General features: G+C 72.6%; 16 protein-coding genes. 6 read left to right on the top strand and 10 right to left on the bottom strand.

Features of this window, described 5'->3' with window-relative positions:
- Positions 1–41: 41 nt before the first annotated feature.
- The 4 genes from JW592_RS20550 to JW592_RS20535 form a co-directional block, all read right to left on the bottom strand.
- On the bottom strand, positions 42–1,148 hold the full coding sequence (locus JW592_RS20550) for a nitronate monooxygenase (RefSeq protein ID WP_209266638.1): 1,107 nt from the start codon (positions 1,146–1,148) through the stop codon (positions 42–44).
- A gap of 71 nt (positions 1,149–1,219) precedes the next feature.
- Positions 1,220–2,845, bottom strand: a complete 1,626-nt coding sequence (locus tag JW592_RS20545) for a serine/threonine-protein kinase (protein ID WP_209266637.1) — start codon at positions 2,843–2,845, stop codon at positions 1,220–1,222.
- A 195-nt stretch (positions 2,846–3,040) separates the two neighbouring features.
- A complete protein-coding gene (locus JW592_RS20540) occupies positions 3,041–4,240 on the bottom strand; it encodes an acyl-CoA dehydrogenase family protein (RefSeq protein WP_209266636.1) in 1,200 nt (399 codons plus the stop codon).
- 104 nt (positions 4,241–4,344) lie between these two features.
- Positions 4,345–5,643, bottom strand: a complete 1,299-nt coding sequence (locus JW592_RS20535; protein ID WP_209266635.1) for a M20 family metallopeptidase — start codon at positions 5,641–5,643, stop codon at positions 4,345–4,347.
- Positions 5,644–5,845: 202 nt separating this feature from the next.
- On the opposite strand from JW592_RS20535, the gene JW592_RS20530 reads away from it, so the two are divergent.
- Both JW592_RS20530 and JW592_RS20525 read left to right on the top strand, forming a co-directional pair.
- On the top strand, positions 5,846–6,040 hold the full coding sequence (locus JW592_RS20530; protein ID WP_173868609.1) for a hypothetical protein: 195 nt from the start codon (positions 5,846–5,848) through the stop codon (positions 6,038–6,040).
- A gap of 187 nt (positions 6,041–6,227) precedes the next feature.
- Positions 6,228–7,793, top strand: a complete 1,566-nt coding sequence (locus JW592_RS20525; protein WP_443742761.1) for a hypothetical protein — start codon at positions 6,228–6,230, stop codon at positions 7,791–7,793.
- 39 nt (positions 7,794–7,832) lie between these two features.
- Here JW592_RS20525 and yczR read toward each other — a convergent pair whose 3' ends face one another.
- Complete coding sequence (gene yczR, locus JW592_RS20520; protein WP_209266634.1) at positions 7,833–9,458, bottom strand: MocR-like transcription factor YczR; 1,626 nt, start codon at positions 9,456–9,458, stop codon at positions 7,833–7,835.
- A 47-nt stretch (positions 9,459–9,505) separates the two neighbouring features.
- Between yczR and yczE the strand changes: the two genes are divergently transcribed.
- From yczE to JW592_RS20500, 4 genes are all read left to right on the top strand, one after another.
- A complete protein-coding gene (gene yczE / locus JW592_RS20515) occupies positions 9,506–10,234 on the top strand; it encodes a membrane protein YczE (protein ID WP_229376478.1) in 729 nt (242 codons plus the stop codon).
- 22 nt (positions 10,235–10,256) lie between these two features.
- On the top strand, positions 10,257–11,069 hold the full coding sequence (locus JW592_RS20510; RefSeq protein WP_307805483.1) for a glycerophosphodiester phosphodiesterase family protein: 813 nt from the start codon (positions 10,257–10,259) through the stop codon (positions 11,067–11,069).
- A gap of 176 nt (positions 11,070–11,245) precedes the next feature.
- Positions 11,246–12,655: an MFS transporter gene (locus JW592_RS20505; RefSeq protein WP_229376477.1), complete on the top strand. Its 1,410-nt coding sequence runs from the start codon at positions 11,246–11,248 to the stop codon at positions 12,653–12,655.
- Positions 12,656–12,967: 312 nt separating this feature from the next.
- Complete coding sequence (locus JW592_RS20500) at positions 12,968–13,357, top strand: RNA polymerase-binding protein RbpA (protein ID WP_209266631.1); 390 nt, start codon at positions 12,968–12,970, stop codon at positions 13,355–13,357.
- A 176-nt stretch (positions 13,358–13,533) separates the two neighbouring features.
- Here the strand turns inward: JW592_RS20500 and fxsA are convergent, their stop codons facing one another.
- From fxsA to JW592_RS20475, 5 genes are all read right to left on the bottom strand, one after another.
- Positions 13,534–14,202: an FxsA family membrane protein gene (fxsA, locus tag JW592_RS20495; protein ID WP_209266630.1), complete on the bottom strand. Its 669-nt coding sequence runs from the start codon at positions 14,200–14,202 to the stop codon at positions 13,534–13,536.
- 72 nt (positions 14,203–14,274) lie between these two features.
- Positions 14,275–15,066: a polyprenol monophosphomannose synthase gene (locus tag JW592_RS20490; protein WP_209266629.1), complete on the bottom strand. Its 792-nt coding sequence runs from the start codon at positions 15,064–15,066 to the stop codon at positions 14,275–14,277.
- Positions 15,063–16,874 carry an apolipoprotein N-acyltransferase gene (gene lnt / locus JW592_RS20485; RefSeq protein WP_209266628.1) on the bottom strand — a complete coding sequence of 604 codons (1,812 nt, stop codon included), beginning with the start codon at positions 16,872–16,874 and terminating at the stop codon, positions 15,063–15,065. The genes JW592_RS20490 and lnt overlap by 4 nt, the downstream gene beginning before the upstream one ends.
- Positions 16,875–17,549: 675 nt before the next feature.
- Positions 17,550–19,190, bottom strand: a complete 1,641-nt coding sequence (locus JW592_RS20480; protein WP_209266627.1) for an amidohydrolase — start codon at positions 19,188–19,190, stop codon at positions 17,550–17,552.
- A 95-nt stretch (positions 19,191–19,285) separates the two neighbouring features.
- Entirely contained in the window at positions 19,286–19,726 is a 441-nt protein-coding gene (locus JW592_RS20475; protein WP_209266626.1) for an Lrp/AsnC family transcriptional regulator, read from the bottom strand.
- Positions 19,727–19,956: the final 230 nt, after the last annotated feature.

The raw sequence follows: 19,956 nt of genomic DNA, 5'->3' as shown, positions 1-19,956 counted from the left end.
TGGCTCTCTCCTTTCGGGGGCGTTCGGGCGGGCGAAGCTGCTCACTGCCGGTCCGCGAGGGCGTTGAGACGGGCCAGGGTGCGTTCGAAGCCGCGCGTGAGGTCGTCCACGACCGCCTGCACCGACCGGCGGCTGTTCATGGAGCCGACGATCTGTCCCACGGGGGTGCCCAGCAGCGGCTCCACCTCGTACCGCTGGATGCGCGAGTTGGCCTCGGCGACCAGCAGCCCCTGGAGGGGCATGGGCAGGGTGCCGGGCCGGCCCTCGCCCTGCTCCCAGGCGTCTGTCCAGGCGGTCCGCAGCTGCCGCGCGGGCTTCCCGGTCAGCGCGCGGGACCGTACGGTGTCGCCGGACCCGGCGGCCAGCAGTTTGCGGGTCAGCGCGCGGGAGCCCAGGTCGGCCTCGGTGGTGGTCAGCCACACGGAGCCGAGCCAGGCGCCCTGCGCTCCCAACGCCAGTGCGGCCGCGAGCTGTTCGCCGCTGCCGATACCGCCGGCGCACAGCACGGGCAGCGGGTCGACGGCGCGCACCACCTCGGGCGTGAGCACCATGGAGGCGATCTCCCCGGTGTGGCCGCCCGCCTCGTACCCCTGGGCAACCACGATGTCGATGCCCGCCTCCTTGTGCCGCTGCGCGTGCCGGGGGCTTCCGGCGAGCGCCGCCACCGGGATACCGCTCTTGTGAGCGCGCTCGATGACGTCGGGCGGGGGTGAACCCAGCGCGCCGGCCAGGAGTCCGATCGGGTAGTCGAAGGCCACGTCGAGCTGGCCGCGGGCCACGTTCTCCAGCCAGCCGGTAATGCGCCAGCCGCCGCTCTGGCCCTCGGGGAGCTCGGGGACGTCGTACGCGGCCAGGACGTCGCGCACATACCGCCGGTGCTCCTCGGGGATCATCGCCTCGATCTCGTCCTCGCTCACGCCTTCGACCTTCTTGGCGGGCATGACCACATCCAGGCCGTACGGCAGTCCGTCGGTGTGCGCGTCCAGCCAGTCGAGGTCGCGTCGGAGGTCCTCGGCTGCGCCGTAGCGCACGGCGCCGAGCACCCCGAAGCCGCCCGCGCGGGTGAGCGCCGCCGCGACGGCGGGGAAGGGTGTGAAGCCGAAGATGGCGTGCCGGGCTCCCAGCTTTCTGCTCAGCTCCGTCTGCATGGGCGGCAGGATGCCGCAGCCGCGCCGAGGAGGGAAGACGTTTTCTGATGCTGCGTCAGGTAGCTGCTGGTTCAGACCCCGTCAGGCGACTCCCGTGGGCACGTCCGCCGTCGGACCGTCGCCGCCTCCCCCGGGCGACCCAGCCGCTGAAGACAGTGCGCCTCGTCGTTCCTGCTGGCCACGGTGGCCGGATCGGCGGGACCCAGCGCGCGCTCGCGGACGGCGGTCACCTGCCGGTGCACCTCCAGCGCCTCCGCCCAGCGTCCGAGGCGCCCCAGCGCGTGCCCGAGGTCGTGGCGAACCGCCAGTGTGTCGGGGTGGTCGGGGCCCAGCACCGAGGCACGGCCGGCCGCGGTACGGACGTACTCCTCCAGTGCCTCGCTGTGGCGTCCGAGCCGGGCGAGGGCCGAGCCGGTCTCGTAGCGACTGGCGAGGGTTTCGGGGTGGTACGGGCCGAGCAGCCGTTCGCGTTCGGCGGCGACCGCGCGGTGCACCTCGTACGCCTCCTCCCAGCGGCCGAGCCTGCCCAGCCGCAGCCCGGCGTTGTGCCTGCCCGCCAGCACCGTGAGCCGCTCCCGGGGCAGGGGGGCGCGCACGGCGGCGCGGGGGGCCTGCCGCGGTATCCGGGGCGGCATGCGCGGCGCCGCCACAGGGGCGGCGTCCGCGGCCTCGCGCGCGAGCTCATCGGGCCCGGCGCCCTCGGTCCACCGTCCCGTGAGCCCGCTCAGCCCGGGTGCCCACGTCGCGGCCCGCGGCCGGGTCGCCAGGGCACCACCGGCCGCGAGGCCGCCGTCCATACCGTGCGTCCACGGCGGCACGCCCCTCGCGCCCGTTCCGGCACCCTGGAGGTGGGTCCGGGCGGCGGCCAGCTCACCCGCCAACTGCTGTGCACCGTACGGGCGTTCGTCCGGCGCTTTGGCCAGCAGCCGCAGGATGGCCACCTCCAGCGGCGGCGGCAGTTCCGGCCGGTGGGCACGCGGCGGCACCGGCGGTGTGTCGCGGTGCCCGACCAGTACGGCCCAGGGGTCGCCGCCCTCGAACGGTGGCGCCCCGGTGGCGATCTCGTAGAGAACGCACCCGAACGAGTACAGGTCGCTGCGGTGGTCGACGGCGGAGCCCGCGATCTGCTCCGGCGACATGTAGTGCGGGGTGCCCATCGCGACGCCGGGGCCCGAGAGCTTGGCGGTGAAGCCGATGTCGTGGGCGAGGCGGGCGATGCCGAAGTCGCAGATCTTGACGGCACCGTCCTCGGTGCGCATGACGTTGGCCGGCTTCAGATCGCGGTGCACCACCCCCTGGGCGTGGGTGTAGGCCAGTGCGCCCGCGACCTGTTCGGCCACATCCACGACCTCGGCGACAGGGAGCGGCCGCCGCTCGTTGTCCGCCAGGAGCTGACTGAGGTTGCGTCCCTCCAGCAGCTCCATGACCAGGTAGAGCAGCCCGTCGTCCCCGAAGTCGTGCACCACCGTCACGCCCCGGTGCTGGAGTGCGGCGGCGACGCGCGCCTCGCGCCGGAAGCGTTCACGCAGCATGCTCACGAACGCCTCGTCGTCGCGCCGGGCCAGTGGTTTGAGGCACTTGACCGCCACCCGCCTGCCCAGTGACTCGTCACGCGCCCGCCACACTTCGCCCATGCCGCCGCGCCCCACACGATCGAGCAGCCGGTACCGGCCATGGATCAGGGTGCTGTGCGCCATCCCTGTTTCTCGCCCCCGTAGTTGCCGCTTTCCGTCCCTCCCCTGTCTGCCCAGTATGGCTGCCTCGTTCCTGCGCGTGTATGCCAACCGAGGACGAGGTGTACGCGTTTGACTGGTTCGCTGTGGTACAGCCGTATACGAACGTGTTCGTTGGCGTGGATGGTGCGGAAGTTTCCACCCCTGGCGGGGAGCGGGTCAGCGCCGTACGCGTGGCATGCCCAGACCGATCCAGGAGATGATCTCGCGCTGGATCTCGTTGTTGCCGCCGCCGAAGGTGAAGATGACGGCGCTGCGGTAGCCGCGCTCCAGTTCGCCGCCCAGCACCGCGCCCGCCGAACCGTCCTTGAGAGGGCCGGCCGCGCCGGCCACCTCCATCAGCCAGGCATAGACCTCCCGGCGGGCCTCGCTGCCGTAGACCTTGACGGCGGAGGCGTCGTGCGGGGTCAGCGTCCCCTTGTCGAGGGCGTCGACCATCTGCCAGTTGAGCAGCTTCATCGCCTCCAGCCGGGCGTGTGCGCGGGCCAGCCGGGTGCGGACCCAGCCCAGGTCGAGGACGCGGCGCCCGTCGGAGAGCTTGGTCTCGCGCGCCCAGCGGCGGGTGTCCTCCAGGGCGCGGATGGCCATGGTGCCGTGCGCGGCGAGCGTGACCCGCTCGTGGTTGAGCTGCGTGGTGATCAGCTTCCAGCCGCCGTTCTCCTCCCCCACCCGGCGGCTCGCCGGCACCCGCACGTTCTCGTAGTAGCTCGCGGTGGTGTCGTGCGAGGCCAGGGTGGTGATCAGGGTGCACGAGTAGCCGGGGTCGCTGGTCGGCACGAGCAGCATGGTGATGCCCTTGTGCGGCTTGGCCTCCGGGTCGGTGCGCACCGCGAGCCAGACCCAGTCGGCGGTGTCCCCGTTGGTGGTCCAGATCTTCTGGCCGTTGACGATGTAGTGCCCGCTGCCGGTGTCGCCCTCGCGTACCGCGCGGGTGGTGAGGGAGGCCAGATCGGTGCCCGCGTCCGGCTCGCTGTAGCCGATGGCGAAATCCAGCTCTCCGGAGAGTATCCGGGGCAGGAAGAACTCCTTCTGCTCCTCGGTGCCGAAGCGCATCAGGGTGGGCCCGACGGTGTTGAGCGCCATCAGCGGCAGCGGGACGCCCGCCTGCGCCGCCTCGTCGAAGAAGATGAACTGCTCGACGGCGCTCATCCCGCGGCCGCCGTACTCGCGCGGCCACCCCACGCCCAGCCATCCGTCCCGGCCGAGCCGCCGTATCGTCTCGCGGTAGAACCGCTTCCGGGCCGCCGGCTCCTGGTACCCGGTGTGCGCGTCCTCCGGCACGAGCCCGTCCGGGCCGGTGAAGTAGTCCCGCAACCGGGCCCGCAGCTCCTGCTGTTCGGTGGTGTATTCGAGGTACACGGTCCCCTCCGCTCCACGACGGCGTGCCGATGGCGGCGCACACAGTAGAACGTGTTCCACCACAAGGGAATGCCCGCCGCACTCTGGGACCGCGGACCGCGGACTCAGCCCTCGGTCGTCCGCGGGCGCGGGGCCAGCCAGGCGAGCGACGCGGTGACCAGCGCCCGTACCCCCGTGTCCAGAGTGGGCTGGAGCACCGGTGCGAAGCGCGGGCTGTGGTTGCCGGGGATGTCCTGGTGGACGGTTCCGGCGCGCTCGGCCTTCCAGTAGGCGTCCGGATCGGTGCCGCCCAGCCCCCAGTAGGTGCTGGGGCAGCCGAGCCCGGCCGGCAGCTCGCCGAAGTCCTCGCTGGCCGGAACGGGCCCCGTGGTCAGCGCCCGGTCCTCGCCGAAGTAGGCCGCGAAGGCCGCCGCCACCCGGCCGGTGGCCTCCTCGTCGTTCTCGGTCACGGAGAACTCGCTGAGCGTCTCGAACTCCGGTTCGCGGTCCGCACCGGCGGTGGCGCACTCCCCTACGACGATCCGGCGCACCGCGGCCAGCACCCGGGAGCGGGTCTCCTGCTCGAAGGTACGGATGTTGAGCTGGATCTCGGCGCTGTCGGGGATGATGTTCGGCCCGCTGCCCGCGTGGATCGCACCGACGGTCACCACGGCCGGGGTGGCCGCGGAGATCTCCCGGGAGACGACGGTCTGCAGCCGCAGTACGGTCGCCGCGGCCAGCACAACGGGGTCCAGGGTCCGCTCCGGCATCGAGCCGTGTCCGCCGCGCCCGTGGAAGGTGACCCGGAGGCTGTCCGAGGCCGCCATCATGACACCCGCCCGGGTCAGCAGGGTGCCCGCGGGCACGGGCAGCACATGCTGGCCGAGCGCCACGTCCGGCCGGGGGATGCGCCGGGCGAGCCCGTCGTCGACCATGGCGCGGGCGCCCGAGCCGTTCTCCTCGTTCGGCTGGAAGAGCACGACGAGGGTGCCCCGCCACGCGTCCGTCCCGGCCGCCATCAGGCGCGCCGTGCCCAGCAGACAGGTGACGTGGACGTCGTGGCCGCAGGCGTGCATCACGGGGTGTTCGACACCGTCCGCGTCCGTGCCGGTGTCGGTCGAGGCGTAGGACAGCTCGGTCTGTTCGCGTACGGGCAGCGCGTCCATGTCGGCACGCAGCAGGACGGTGGGGCCTTCGCCGTTGTGCAGTACGCCCACGACCCCCGTACCGGCGATGCCCTCGGTGACCTCGTAGCCCCACTCGTTCAGCGCCTGCGCGACATGCCCTGCCGTCCGCCGCTCCTGGAAGCCGAGTTCGGGGTGCTGGTGGAGGTCCTTGTAGAAGGACTCCAGGCTGTCGCGGATGTCGGACAGGCCGGCCAGCACCGCGTCCGCGGCGACGGTTGTGGGGTCTTTGTCGTTCACGGAGGGCCCTTCCACGGGGGAGTTGTGTACCACGGGGCGGATGTGTCCCACGGGGTGGAGCTTCCACCGGAAGCGCGGCAGCGACACGACCCGTTCAGGGGCGTTAGTCAAGGAATCACCCAGTTGCCAGCTTCATACGATCCGTCCGATCTGTGAAGCTGGTGAAACTCATGGTGACCGTCCCCTACATCAGGAGTGACTGGTGATTCTCTCGATTTCGGGTGTCGTACTGCTGGGCCTGATCGTCTTCCTCTTCTTCCGCAAGGACAACCTCAAGGTCTCCCACGCGCTGGTGTGCGCCCTCTTCGGCTTCTACCTGGCGGGCACCGCCATGGCACCCAGCATCAAGGCGGGGGGCGAGAGCCTGGCAAGCCTGCTCGGCGGGCTCAAACTCTAGCCGCGAGGCGGAGAAGGCCGACGCGGCAGAGAAGTCCGACGAGGCCGACAGGGCCGACAGGGCCGACAGGGCCGACAGGGCCGACAGGGCCGACAGGGCCGACAGAGCCGACGATCAGTCAGCGGGCCGGGAGGAGCTGGGCGTGGGGCGGTGGGCGATGCCGTCGCGGCGGGACGCACGGAAACTCGTGCGTGCCACCACGGACGGCGTGCTCGACGTACTGCACCCAGTACTCGTCCTCGGCAGGGGAGCGCGCTGTCTGGCGGCGCACGGCCGGGCCTGGTGGGCGCGGACACCCAGGGAACGGCGGGGTCCCACGCTGTTCGCCGTCGCCGCCTGCGGGGTCCTGCTGTGGCTGCTGCCGTATGGCCCGGTGCTGGCGGTGCTGGGTGCGCTGGCCACCACCGCCTGGTACGGCAGGCAGGGCCCGGCCGGCCCGGGCGCCTTCCGTGCGGGCCCCACCACCGGGGAGCGCGCTCGGCTGCAGACGGTGTACGAGGCGCTGGTGCCGTACTTCGCGCTGGACGGCGACCCGCACCCCGAACCGCTGTACGCGTACGACGGCCGATGGGAGCGCGCGTTCGAGGAGTTCGCCTTCCGGGACGGCCGGATCTGCGAACTGCTGCTGCGCTACCCGGCCTCCTTCCGCGACGGCGAGCTCGCCGAACGGCTGCGGGTCGAACAGCTGCTGGCCGCCAAGACGGGCCGCGGCCGCGAGTACCGCTTCTGCTGGGACGGGGAGTGCAACCTGCTGGAGATGACCGCGCTGGAGCCGCTGCCCACCGGCATCCACGCCCAGCCGTTCGTGACCGCGCCCGGCGAGACGGTGCTCGGCTTCACGGACGGCTGCGAGATCACAAGGACGGTGCCGGTGTGCTTCCTGGACGAGGACGCGCCCCGGGACGTACCGCCGGTGATGTGGCGAACCGGACCGCGCTCGACGGAAGCGCACCTGCTGGCGGTCGGCACTCCCGGGTCGGGTACCAGTTCGCTGCTGAGGTCGCTCGCCCTCCAGGCACTGGGCCGCGGCGAGGTGCTGATCGTGGACGGTGAGGGGGGCGGCGAGTTCGCGGCGTTCGCGGCTCGGCGCGGCGTGCTGGGTGTGGAGTCCACGCTGCCGGGCGCGCTGGCCGCCCTGGAGTGGGCGGCGCGCGAGACGGAGCGCAGGCTGCTGGAGACGAGCCGGTGCCGGCAGCGCGGCGAGCCCGTCCCTCAGGACACCACCCGGCCCCTGTGGGTGCTGGTGGACCGGCCGGCCGCGCTCACCTACCTCGCACGGGCCCAGGGACAGACCGATCCGCAGGAGCTGCTGCGGATCCCGCTGCGGCACGGCCGCGCGGCGGGGGTGACCGTGGCGGTGGCCGAACAGTTCGACGGCACGGAGGAGTTGGGGGACGCCGTGCTGACGTACACCAGGGCGCGGGTGGTGCTGGGTGCCGTCTCGCCCGAGCAGGTGGGCGGTGTGCTGGGCGAGGCGCCGCAGACGGGACCGGCGCCGGACGTACCGCCCGGCCGTGGCTTCGTACGACTCGGCCACGGCCCCGTGCTGCGGCTCCAGGTCCCGGCCACCCCGGACCCGCAGGACGAGACGGCGCGCGAGGCGGCGCGGAGCGCGGTCCAGGAGCTGCTGCCCGAGCCGGTCCGCGCCCCCACCCGGAGCCCGAGCCCGGCGCCCGCCACCCCCGCCGATGAGTGGCACGGACAGGCGACGGACGCACCGGTTCCCGCACCACCGGCCGGCCGGGCCGGCTGAACGGGACCCTGGCCGGCCGCGCAGCGGACGGGGCGGCGCTCAGGCCACGTAGGAGCGCGGGACGTCGGAGGGGGTGGGTGCCCCGGACCGCACCAGGTCCGCGGCGGCCGCCAGTCGGGATGCGGCCTCCCGGGCGAGCGGCTCACCGATGGTGAACGGCAGCCGAACGAACCCCTCGAAGGCGCCGTCCACCCCGAACCGCGGCCCGGAGGGCACCCGGACGCCGAGCCGTTCACCGGCCTCCGCGATCCGGGAGCCGGAGAGGCCGCCGGTGCGCACCCACAGAGTGAGGCCGCCGAGCGGCACGTCGAACTCCCAGTCGGGCAGGTGGTCGCGGAGCGCCGCCGTCAGGGCCTCCCGGTTCTCCCTCGCCCGAGCCCGGCGCTCGGTGACGGCCGCCTCCCATCCGTTGCCGTTGAGCAGTTCGGCGACGGCCAGCTGTTCGAGCACAGGGCTGCCCAGGTCGACGTAGGCGCGGGCCGCCGTGAGGCTGCGGATGATCTCGGGCGCTGCCCGTACCCAGCCGATCCGCATCCCCGCCCAGATCGACTTGCTGACCGAGCCGACCGTGATGACGGCCGAGCCGCCCGGGTCGAAGGAGGCCATCGGCCGCGGCATCTCCAGCCCCGGCGCACCGGTGCTCGGCGTTCCGGTGGCGCCGGGCGGGCCCAGCGGCAGGTCGGCCATGGTCTCGTCGGCGATCAGCACCGTCCCCGCGGCACGCGCCGCCGCCACCAGTTCGCGGCGCTGTTCGGTGCCGGCCAGCGCTCCGGTGGGGTTGTGGAAGTCCGCGACGACGTAGGCGAGGCGTGGCGCCGCCTCCCGCAGGGTGCGGTGCCAGGCGGGCAGGTCCCAGCCGGCCAGACGGTCCGCCATCGGAACGGGCACGAGCCGGCCGCCCGTCTCGCGCAGCAGCTGCAGCACGTTCGCGTAGGAGGGGTGCTCGACGGCGATGCGCTCCCCGCGCGGGACCAGCATCCGCGCCAGGGCCCCCACTCCGCCCAGCGCCCCGGTGGTGACCATGATCTGCTGCGGCATCGTGGGCACGCCGAGCGCGGTGTAGCGCTCGGCCAGCGCCTCGCGGAGCACCGGCAGGCCCGCCGGATAGTCGCCGTGGGTGTGCGCGTAGGGCGGGAGCGCCGTCAGCGCGCGCTGGAGCGCCTCGCTCAGGGCCGGCTGTGCGGGGAGCGCGGCACAGCCCAGGTCGATGACGGTGCCCTCGTTCTCGGGCGGGAGGGGGTGGAGGCCGCGGCTGGGCAGCGGCTTGCCCGCCGGCACGGTCGTCCAGCTTCCCGAGCCGCGGCGGGATTCGAGGAACCCGTCGGAGCGCAGCGCCTCGAAGGCCGCGGCCACCGTGGTGCGGCTCACCGACAGCGCCGCGGCCAGCTCCCGCTCGGCGGGCAGCCGGGTCGCCACCGGAATCCGGCCCTCCAGGACGAGGAGCCGCAGGCCCTCGGCGAGCGAGCGGTAGGCGGGCACCTTCCGGGTGGCCTGGGCCGTGCGCGTTGCGACCACCCCGGTGGCCGGCGCCTCGGCGGGGCCTGCCATTCCTGCAGCGGCGGTGCTCTCCCGCACCGCTTCGGGGTTCTCGCGCCGTGTGGCGTGCTGCGACCCGAGCAGCCGCGCGAGCTGCGCGGCTCCCACAGCGGAGTTCCAGTGCGCCATTGTTCGGTCCACCTCTCCCGGATTGGCCGTTGAAATGGCCTGCTTCCATGCCACAGGGTGCCACGAGACAGTCCACTTGCACGAGAAGGGGTAGTTCTTTGTCCATATCGCGGGGTTCTGGCAGACATCTGGTTCGTCGGTTCACGCAGCTGTACGTGGGGCTGCTGCTGTACGGCGCGAGCGCGGCGCTGATGGTGCGCGCCGGACTGGGGCTGGACCCCTGGGACGTATTCCATCAGGGCATCGCCGAGCGCACCGGACTGTCCATCGGCACGGTCGCGATCATCGTGGGCGCCGCGGTGCTGCTGCTGTGGTGGCCGATGCGCGAGCGCCCCGGCCTGGGCACGGTCTCCAACGTGTTCCTGGTGGGCCTCTCGATGGACGCGACACTGTGGCTGCTCCCCCAGGTGGAGGCACTGGCTCACCGCGTTCCGCTGCTGCTGGGCGGGGTGGTGCTGAACGGCGCCGCGACAGGGCTCTACATCTCGGCACGGTTCGGACCCGGTCCCCGCGACGGGCTGATGACCGGGCTGCACAAGATCACCGGCCGCTCGATCCGGCTGGTGCGGACGGGGATCGAGATCGTGGTCCTGGTGACGGGAATCCTGCTGGGCGGCTCGGCCGGGGTGGGCACGGTGGTGTACGCGCTGGCGATCGGGCCCCTCGCCCAGTTCTTCCTGCGCTTGTTCGCGCTGCCGGACAGCACCGAGCCCGGCGATGCCTCCCGCGTGGTGGCCCGCGGCGGCAAGCAGGCGCGCGCGGTACCGCGCCGGTGACGGCTGCGGCGATACTGCCGCGGTGACGAACACACGAACGACCAAGGGCCGCCGCCCTTCCCCCGGCCGTGGCCACGGCCACCCGTTTCTGGCCTCCGCCGTACCGCTGGCCTTCGCACACCGGGGCGGTGCCGCCTCGGGGCTGGAGAACACCCACGCGGCCTTCGCCCGGGCCGTCGGGCTCGGCTACCGGTACCTGGAGACCGACGTGCACACCACGGCGGACGGTGCGCTGGTGGCCTTCCACGACGCGACCTTGGACCGCGCCACCGACCGCGGCGGCGCGCTGGCCGAGCTGAGCTGGGCCGAGGTGAGCCGGGCCCGCGTGGCGGGCTTCGAACCCGTGCCGCTCTTCGCCGACCTGCTGCGCGCGTTTCCCGGGGTGCGCTGGAACATCGATGTGAAGACCGACAGCGCCCTGGTTCCGTTGCTGGAACTGTTGGGGAGGGAGTCCGCCTGGGACAGGGTGTGTGTGGGCTCGTTCACCGAGGCACGGGTGGCCAGGGCGCGTGCGCTGGCGGGTCCCCGGCTGCTGACCTCGCTGGGCACGAGCGGAGTGCTGGCACTGCGGATGCGCTCCTACCGGCTGCCGTTCCGGCTGCCTACGGGCGCCGGCTGCGCGCAGGTGCCCGAGCGCCACGGCAGGCTCCGCGTGGTGGACCGCGCCTTCGTACGTACCGCGCACGCGCGGGGGCTGCGCGTGCACGTGTGGACGGTGAACGATCCGGCCCGCGCCGCCGCCCTGCTGGACCTCGGCGTGGACGGCATCATGACCGACGAGTTGGAGATGCTGCGCGAGGTGTTCGCCGCACGCGGCGCCTGGCCCCGAACATGACGGGTCGGTCCGGCGTCAACTCAAGGCTTGAAGCGCGACGTTGACGGCGGCGACTTCCCCGGGGGGAGGAAGACGGGCTGTAGTCTCCCCGGACCGGTTGCGAAGATCGTTCGCATCCTGCGCGGGTCGAGCGCCGACGGCAGCCCGCACACAACCGGAGACGGGGAGGAACGGGGATGGGAACGGTCGCACCTGATGCGCCGGATGCGCCGCAGTCGCCGGATCGGAGCGCATCTCCAGGGGAGTTGGCGGCACCGGGCCGTGAGCGCCGCCGCGAACAGCGCGGGTGGTATTTCTACGACTGGGCCAACTCCGTCTTCTCCACCAGTGTGCTCACCGTCTTCCTCGGCCCGTATCTGACCGAGGTCACCAAGTCCGCCGCCGACGCCGACGGCTATGTGCACCCCATGGGCATTCCGGTGCGGGCGGGCTCCTTCTTCCCGTACGCGGTCTCGGCCTCCGTACTGCTCTCGGTGCTGGTGATGCCGCTGGCCGCGGCCTTCGCCGACCGTACGGGGCGCAAGAAGCCGCTGCTCGGCGCCGCCGCCTATCTGGGCGCGGGGGCGACCACAGGGATGTACTTCCTGGACGGCGACCGCTATCTGCTGGGCGGGGTACTGCTGGTGGTGGCGAACGTCAGCTTCGCCGTCTCCATCGTGCTCTACCACGCCTTTCTGCCCCAGATCGCCGCACCCGAGGAGCGCGACAGGGTCTCCGCACACGGCTGGGCCTTCGGATACGCCTCGGGCGCACTGGTGCTGGTGGCCAACCTCGGGCTGTTCCTGGGGCACGAGGCGCTGGGAGTCGCCGAGTCGACGGCCGTGCGCATCTGCCTGGCCTCCGCCGGGCTGTGGTGGGGCATCTTCACCGTCGTCCCGCTGCTGCGGCTGCGGGAGCGGCCGGCGGTGGCGCACAGCGCGGACGGCGCCGCGCGTGCGGGGCTCGGGCAGGGGTTCCGCCAGCTGGCCGGGACGTTGCGCCAGTTGCGCCGCTATCCGCTCACCCTGATGTTCCTCCTGGCGTACCTGCTCTACAACGACGGCATCCAGACGGTGATCACCCAGGCGTCGGTCTACGGCTCGGAGGGACTCGGGCTGGACCAGACGACGCTGATCGGGGCGATCCTGCTGGTGCAGATCCTCGCCGTGGCAGGCGCACTGCTGCTGGGCAGGCTGGCGGCGCGCTACGGGGCCAAGCGCACCATTCTGGGCTCGCTGGTGGCCTGGACGGCGACGGTGGGCGCCGGGTACTTCCTGCCCCGCGAGGACCCGGTCTGGTTCTACGCACTGGCGGTGGGGATCGGCCTGGTGCTGGGCGGCAGTCAGGCGCTGTCCCGCTCGCTGTTCTCGCATCTGGTCCCGGCCGGCAAGGAGGCGGAGTACTTCGCCCTGTACGAGATCAGCGACCGGGGCACCAGCTGGCTGGGCCCACTGGTGTTCGGACTGACGTACCAGCTGACGGGCGAGTACCGGAGCGCGATCCTGTCCCTGGTGGTCTTCTTCGCGCTCGGTTTCGCGCTGCTGCTGCGGGTACCCGTCAGACGTGCGGCAGCGGCCGTGGGCAACGTCGCACCGGGCCGGATTTAGACCTGCGGGTGCTGGGCCGGTAGTGTACGCCTTTGGCCCACCGGGATGGACCGTTACTGCACGCCGAAGAGATGCGAACAGTGGGTGACATCTTCTGTCAGTTGTGACAAACCGGTCACCGGGGGGTACCGCAGATCAACGAAGCGGCGGCACGAAGGAGCAGCGGCGCGCAGCCATCCGTCACGGTTGGAGGTGCGTGACGGGTGGGCGATCTCCCGATAGCGGGAATCTTCACCGGCGGCCGGACGTTGACCGGATGACGACGACAGCGACACCTGTCCTGTGGGCGACCAGCCCGGGAGGCACGAATTCATGAGTGAGCGAGCTCTTCGCGGCACGCGACTCGTGGTGACCAGCTACGAGACCGACCGCGGCATCGACCTGGCCCCGCGCCAGGCCGTGGAGTACGCATGCCAGAACGGCCATCGTTTCGAGATGCCGTTCTCGGTAGAGGCCGAGATTCCATCCGAGTGGGAGTGCAAGGTGTGCGGCGCACAGGCACTCCTGGTGGACGGCGAGGGTCCGGAGGAGAAGAAGGGCAAGCCCGCGCGTACGCACTGGGACATGCTGATGGAGCGGCGGACCCGTGAGGAGCTCGAGGAGGTTCTCGCCGAGCGGCTCGCCGTACTCCGCTCCGGCACCATGAACCTCGCGGTGCACCCCCGCGACGACAGCAGCGGAAACAAGCGCAAGTCCGCCTGATATCGGTGCGGCGCGCCGGCTGAGGAGCGGCGCACCGAGAACAGCACGAGAGGGCCCGAGGCACGCCGAGCGCGTGCCTCGGGCCCTCTTGTGCCGCCTTCATTGCTGGCAGACCACTCGTGGAAGGCCGGGGTCACTCCCGGAAGCCCGCCAGGGCGACCCCCGTAGGACCGGGGTCACTCCCCGCGCTGCTCGTCGTCGCGGACGACCTCGCCCTGGACGACCTTGCCGTCCGGACGGTGCATCCGCACCTGCTGCTCGGCCGTACGCGCCTGCTGGTAGGCGTCGCCGAGGGTGCCGCGCGGAAAGCCGCTGCGGCGGTCCAGGGAGCGCTGCACGGTGCCGCGCAGCAGCTTGGCCGTGGGCGGGAAGAGGCACAGCAGCCCTGCCGCGTCGGAGACCAGCCCGGGGATCATCAGCAGCAGCCCGCCGAGCATCGCCGTCCCGTTGCCGCCACGGCCCTCGGCGGCGGTTTCGTCGCCCGGGGCACCGGCCTCGCCGCCCCCGCGGGCCTGGTCCTGGGCGCGCTGGACGGTCTCCGCCAAGTTGCGCCAGGCGCGGCGGCCGGCCCGCTTGATCGCGGCGGCGCCCAGCACGAAGCCGCCGGCCAGCACGAGGAAGACGGTCAGACCTCCCGCGGCCTGGCCGAGCAGGGTCAGCAGCCAGATCTCCAGTACGGCCCACGCCGCGATGGCGAGCGGCAGCAGGGTGCGGCCCTTCGACCGAGGCGGCCGGGGCGGATGCTTCCCGCCGGAGCGGGCCCCGGCTCCCTGCCCCGGGCCGCCGTCTGCACCGCCCGAGTCCTGTCCCTGGGGCTCGTACGGGAAGGGTGCGCGCGTCGTCATTCTTCCAGTGTGCCTGGTGTCGCGTAGGCCCGGGATCAGCACCGCGGTCAGCGCTCCGGCCGGTGCCTCGGATCAGCGCTCCGGGCGGTTGCCCGAACGGTTCTCCCCCCGGCCCAGCACCTTCTTGACCCGGCCCTCGACGCCCCAGGCCGCGATCCGCCACAGCGCCTCGGCCATGATGTCCCGGCTCATCTTGGAGTCGCCGCGCTCCCGCTCGACGAAGGTGATCGGCACCTCCACCACGTGGTACCCGGCGTGCACGGTGCGGCGCGTGAGGTCCACCTGGAAGCAGTAGCCCTGGGAGGCGATGGAGTCCAGGCCGATGCCCTCCAGGGTCTCCTTGCGGAAGGCCCGGAAGCCGGCCGTCACATCGCGCACGTCGACGTCCAGGAGCAGCCTGGAGTAGGTGCTGGCGCCGCGCGAGAGGAACTCGCGGGACTTGGGCCAGTTGACGATCCGGCCGCCCGGCACCCAGCGCGACCCGATCACCAGGTCGGCGCCGCCCAGCGCGGTCAGCAGCCGGGGCAGCTCCTCGGGCGGGTGGGAGCCGTCGGCGTCCATCTCGATCAGTACGCCGTAGCCGTTGTCGATCCCCCACCGGAAGCCGGCCAGATAGGCGGCGCCCAGGCCCTCCTTGCCTTTGCGGTGCAGGACGTGGACGTGGTCGTCCTCGGCGGCGAGCTCGTCGGCGATCTTGCCGGTGCCGTCGGGGCTGTTGTCGTCCGCGACCAGGATGTGCGCCTCGGGCACCGCCTCGCGTACCCGGGCGACGACGGGCTGGATGTTGTCGGCCTCGTCATAGGTCGGGATGATGACCAGGGCCGTCCCTAGCGGGCCGTATCGCCGCTGTCCGCCGTCCGTCACTGGTGCTGCCCCTCCGCTTGAGCCTGTCGGTCGTGCTCGTCGTTGCCGTCCCCGTGGCCGGCGGCGTCCGGTGCCGCCTGCTGTGTGCGGGCACCGCGCCTCCTGCGGCCCAGGAGCACGGCTCCGGCGCAGGCGAGCACGCCCACGATAGCGATCACCCATTCGGGAGCGGCACCGACGCGGTCGGCAAGGGTGATCTCGTCGCGCAGCGGAAGGTTCCCGGTGAGCACGTCCTGGGTGAACTCCTCCGTGCGCTGCTGGACCGTGCCGTCGGGCGAGACGATGGCGCTGATGCCGCTCGTCGCCGCCGTCACCACGGCGCGGCCGTGCTCGACGGCGCGCAGCTTGGACATCGCGAGCTGCTGCTCGGGCTGGCCGGTCCGCCCGTAGGTGGCGTTGTTGGTCTGGACGACCAGCGCCCGGGCGCCGTCCTTGACGGTGTCCCTGGGGATCTCGTCGTAGGCGACCTCGAAGCAGATCACGTCGCCGAGGCGTGCCGGGCCGGTCTGCAGGACGCCGGTGTGGTCGCCCGGGTAGAAGTCGCGGGGCACCTGCTGGAGACGGGTGATGACCTTGCTGAGCTGGTCGCGGAAGGGGACGTACTCGCCGAAGGGAACCGGGTGCTGCTTGGTGTAGGAGGCGCCGGGGCCCTTCTCGGGGTCCCAGACGATGCCCTGGTTCTCGACGTAGCCGGGCTTGGTGGGGTGGTCCACCAGGGCGCCGACCAGCACGGGGACGCCGACTGCCTTGACGGCCTTGTCGATGCGGTTGCCCGCCTCGGGGTATTTGTGCGGGTCGAGGTCGGAGGAATTCTCCGGCCAGATCACCAGGTCGGGTCTGGGCTCCTTGCCCTTCTTGATCCGATCGGCCAGATCGAGGGTGGCCTCGACGTGGTTGTTGAGGATCTGCATGGGCCGGCCGAGGAAGTGCATACCCGGCTGCTGGACGTTGCCCTGCACCACGGCGATCCGCACGGTGTCGGCCGCCTTGGTCGGCACCGGCACCGCGAACCCGGCGGCGGTGACCGCCCCGGCGAGCGCGAGGGCGCCGGCTCCGGTGGCGTACGCGCGGGTGGTGCGCGCCGGCGCGGAGCGCAGCCGCCAGCAGGTCAGCGCGACGGCGGCCAGCAGGGTGCCCGTCAGGGCCACCGCGAAGGACACCAGCGGTGCGCCGCCGAGCGCGGCCAGCGGGGTGTAGGGCGCATCGGTGTTGGCGAAGGCGAGGCGGCCCCAGGAGAAGCCACCGAACGGCAGCCTGTCGCGCAGGAATTCCTCGGTCAGCCACAGGCACGCGCCCCACAGCGGCCAGAGCGGCAGCCGTGAGGTGACGGCGAGTCCGGCGCCGAGCCCCAGCACGAACAGGCCCTGCAGGAAGGCGAGTCCGATGGTCGCATCCCAGCCGACGACGTGCAGCCACTTGAGCAGGACGACGAAGAAGGGCCAGCCGAAGGCGAGTCCGAGCCAGGCGCCCTGGCGCCCGGTGCGCTCGCGGGTCAGAAGGCTCAGCGCGGCGACGGCCACGAACGACAGGGGCCAGATCCCGTACGGCGGGAAGGCGAACGCGAGGGTGACGCCGCTGAGCGCGGCCAGCGCGGTGCTGCGCGCCTCCCGCCGTGCGAGCGCCGCCAGCCTGCGCATCCGCCCGGGGCGCCCGGCCTCTTCCGACACCGGCTGCCCGGCGTCCGCGGAGACGTTACTGCTCACATGCGGTGACTCGCCCGGCGCGCTGCGCCGCGCGGCAGGTGCCGTCGTCCGCTCCCGGGAGTCGTCCGGGGCAGAAGCGGAGGTGGTGTCGGGGCCCGATGCCAAGGTCGCGGCCTTCCTAGCAGGTCGTGCGGTGGTGTGAGCCGACGGTACAACGCTCGGGGGCCGGTGCGGGGCACGGGACCGTAAAGCGACGGTTTGGAGGCCGGGACGTGTTCGCCGGGTCGCAGCATGTGATCTCTCACCGCGTGGGCGTGTTCGCACGGGGCTACGGGTGTGCCCCTCCCGCCCGCGATGGGGCTCGGGCGCGAAACCCCCGGAAATGCGCGAAACCCCCGGAAATGTCCGCCGCAACCACCACATCCGGCCGATCGCGTCCCGGCCAGGGACCCGGCGCCCTTCGGGCCGACCTGGGACCCGCTGGCTGCGGATCGTCCGAAAGCCGTTGTCTACTGAGCGTCCGGGCCCCGTCCCGGGTCACACCCGCCGACCGGCGGAAACCATCTGTCCCCGTGCCGCGGGCGCTGGACCTGGCTCGCAGTGGTGGTGCGCCGGTGCGGTACACCACCCCGTGGCCCAGCGGCGTTCGACGACAGCGCGGAAGCTCCCCGGTCGGACGTCCTGTGGTGGACGCGGCCGAACCTACCGGGCTTCGGGCAATCATTGTCAACAGCCCGGTCACCTGGGGTGTTTCGGTGAAATACCAGGTCAGTGCGGAGAAGGCGGCGTCAGGGCGGCGAGCGGAGGGGGTCTCGTTCGGCCGTATCACCCTCTGCCAGATCACTCGTCCGGCCGTGCGTGGACCGTGCGTCCGCCGACCACCGTCCGCAGGCAGACCGGGACTTGACCGCCCGGCGTCAGGTCGGGCAGCCCCGGGGTCCCCGAACGGGGGTCGGTCGACCAGTTGGCGACCCGGGTGTCGGGGGCCTGGACGATCAGCTGTCCGGTGCGCCACAGCGCGTAGTCGGCGGGAGCGCCGGGCACCAGCACTCCGGCGTCGTCGCGGCCGAGGGCGCGCCAGCCGCCACGGGTGTGCGCGGTGAACGCGCCACGGACGGAGATCCGGTGCTCGTGGGTGTGGTGGAAGGCGGCGGCGCGGATCGCCTCCCAGGGGCCGAGCGGGGTGACGGGGCTGTCGGAGCCGAACGCGAGGGGCACTCCGGCCCGCAGCAGCGCCGCGTACGGGTTGAGCGTGGCGGCGCGTTCGGCGCCCAGGCGGCGCGCGTACATGCCGTGCGCGCCGCCCCAGGCCGCGTCGAACCCCGGCTGTACGGAGGCGGTGAGGGCGAGGTCGGCGAAGTCGGCGATGGTCTGCTCGGTGAGCATCTCGGCGTGCTCGACCCGGTGCCTGGCCGCACGGATTCGGGCGAGGCCGACCCTCTCGGCGGCGCCGCGCACCCCGGCTGTCACCGCCTGGAGCGCGGCGTCGCCGATGGCGTGGAACCCGGCCTGGATGCCCGCCTCGGTGCAGGCGGCGACATGGGCCGCGATGGCCTCGGGGTCCAGCAGCGCGCTCCCGCTGGTGTGCGGCGCGTCCGCGTAGGGGGCGCACAGGTGCGCGGTGTGCGAGCCGAGGGAGCCGTCTGCGAAGAGGTCGCCGGCGGCGCCGACCGCACCGAGCTCCCGGACCCGGGCGGCCTCCTTGGCCGAAGTGAGGTGTTCCGCCCAGTAGCCGTGGACGCGGGGACCCGGCTCTTCGGCGGCGAGCGCCAGCAGCCCGCGCAGATCGTCCTCGCCCGAGATGTCGGGGCCCGCACACTCGTGCAGCGCGCCGATGCCCAGCGAGGCGGCATGGGCCAGCGCCGCGCGCTGTGCCTCGGTGCGCTGGCGCTGGGTGAGCGTGGCGTAGGCGGCCTGCCGTACGGCGTGGTGCGCGTCGCCCGTCAACGGTGCGTCGGGCCGGTACCCCGCACGGGTTGTGATGTCGGGGACGAGGTCGAGCATCGCCGTGCTGGCGAGCGCGGAGTGGACGTCGATCCGGGTGAGATACAGCGGCCGCCCGCCGCTCGCCTCGTCGAGTTCCGCGCGGCCGGGGTGGCGCTGCTCGGGCCAGGCGTGGGCGTCCCAGCCGGTGCCCAACAGCACCCTGTCGTCCGGCCGGGCCTTTGCGTATGCGCGCACTCGGGCGAGCGCGTCGGCGAGCGTGGGAGCGCCCGACAGATCGAGCCCTGTCAGCGCGAGCCCGGTCGCCGTTGTGTGCACATGGGCGTCCGTGAAGGCCGGGGTGACCAGTGCGCCGTCGAGCTGCACCACCTCGTCGACGCCATCGGCGAAGGAGTCGGCAGCGCCCTCGGAGCCGATCCAGGCAATGCTGTCGCCCTCCACGACCATCGCGGTCGCGAACGGATCGGCGGGGCTGTGCACCTCGCCACCGCGCAGCAGCAGGGTACGGGGCCGGGAGGGGGTCGTACTGTCGCTCATGGCAACAGTCTCCCGCCTGCGGCCGGGCACTCCTGCTCGGGGTCGGACGCGCGGCGTCGGACCGCGCGGTCCGGCTGCGGCGCCCGACCGCGGGGTCAGATGCGCGGTGGGCGCGCCTCGTACGGGGTGGACAGCACGACGGTGGTGCGGGTGGAGACCCCGGCGAGGCTGCGGATCCTGGCCAGCAGGTGCTCCAGTTCGATGGGCGTGGCCACCCGCACCTTGAGGATGTAGTTCTCGTCCCCCGCCACGCTGTGGCACGCCTCGATCTCAGGGACGTCCGCCAGGCGGTCGGAGATGTCGTCCGGCGCGCTGGGGTCGAACGGTTTGACGGAGATGAACGCCGTCATCGGCAGCCCGACGGCCTCGGGGTCCACCAGCGCGGCATAGCCGCGGATGACGCCCCGCTGTTCGAGGCGGCGTACGCGCTGGTGCACGGCCGAGGTGGACAGGCCGGTGGCCTTGCCCAGGTCGGTGTAGCTCATCCGCCCGTCCTTGACGAGCAGTTCCACGATCTGACGGTCGAGTTCCTCCACAGCGGATCACGGTACCCGCGCTCGTGCGCCCGGCGCACCGGGAACGCTCCGGAACGAGTGGACGGCGCGCCGCGCCGCGAGAGCGCCGGGGGCAAACGCACGACCCGGGGGTATGTGACGAAGGACACACTTATGCACCCGCGTCCTCCCGTGCGAGGTGATTATGCGCGTGGCACGGCGGGAAGTGCTTGCTGTGGCCGGAGCCCAGTCGCCCGGCCGTTCCATCGAGG

Source organism: Streptomyces spirodelae (genome assembly GCF_017676385.1).
GTDB lineage: Bacteria > Actinomycetota > Actinomycetes > Streptomycetales > Streptomycetaceae > Streptomyces > Streptomyces spirodelae.
This window is presented reverse-complemented; position numbering and strand designations above follow the sequence as displayed.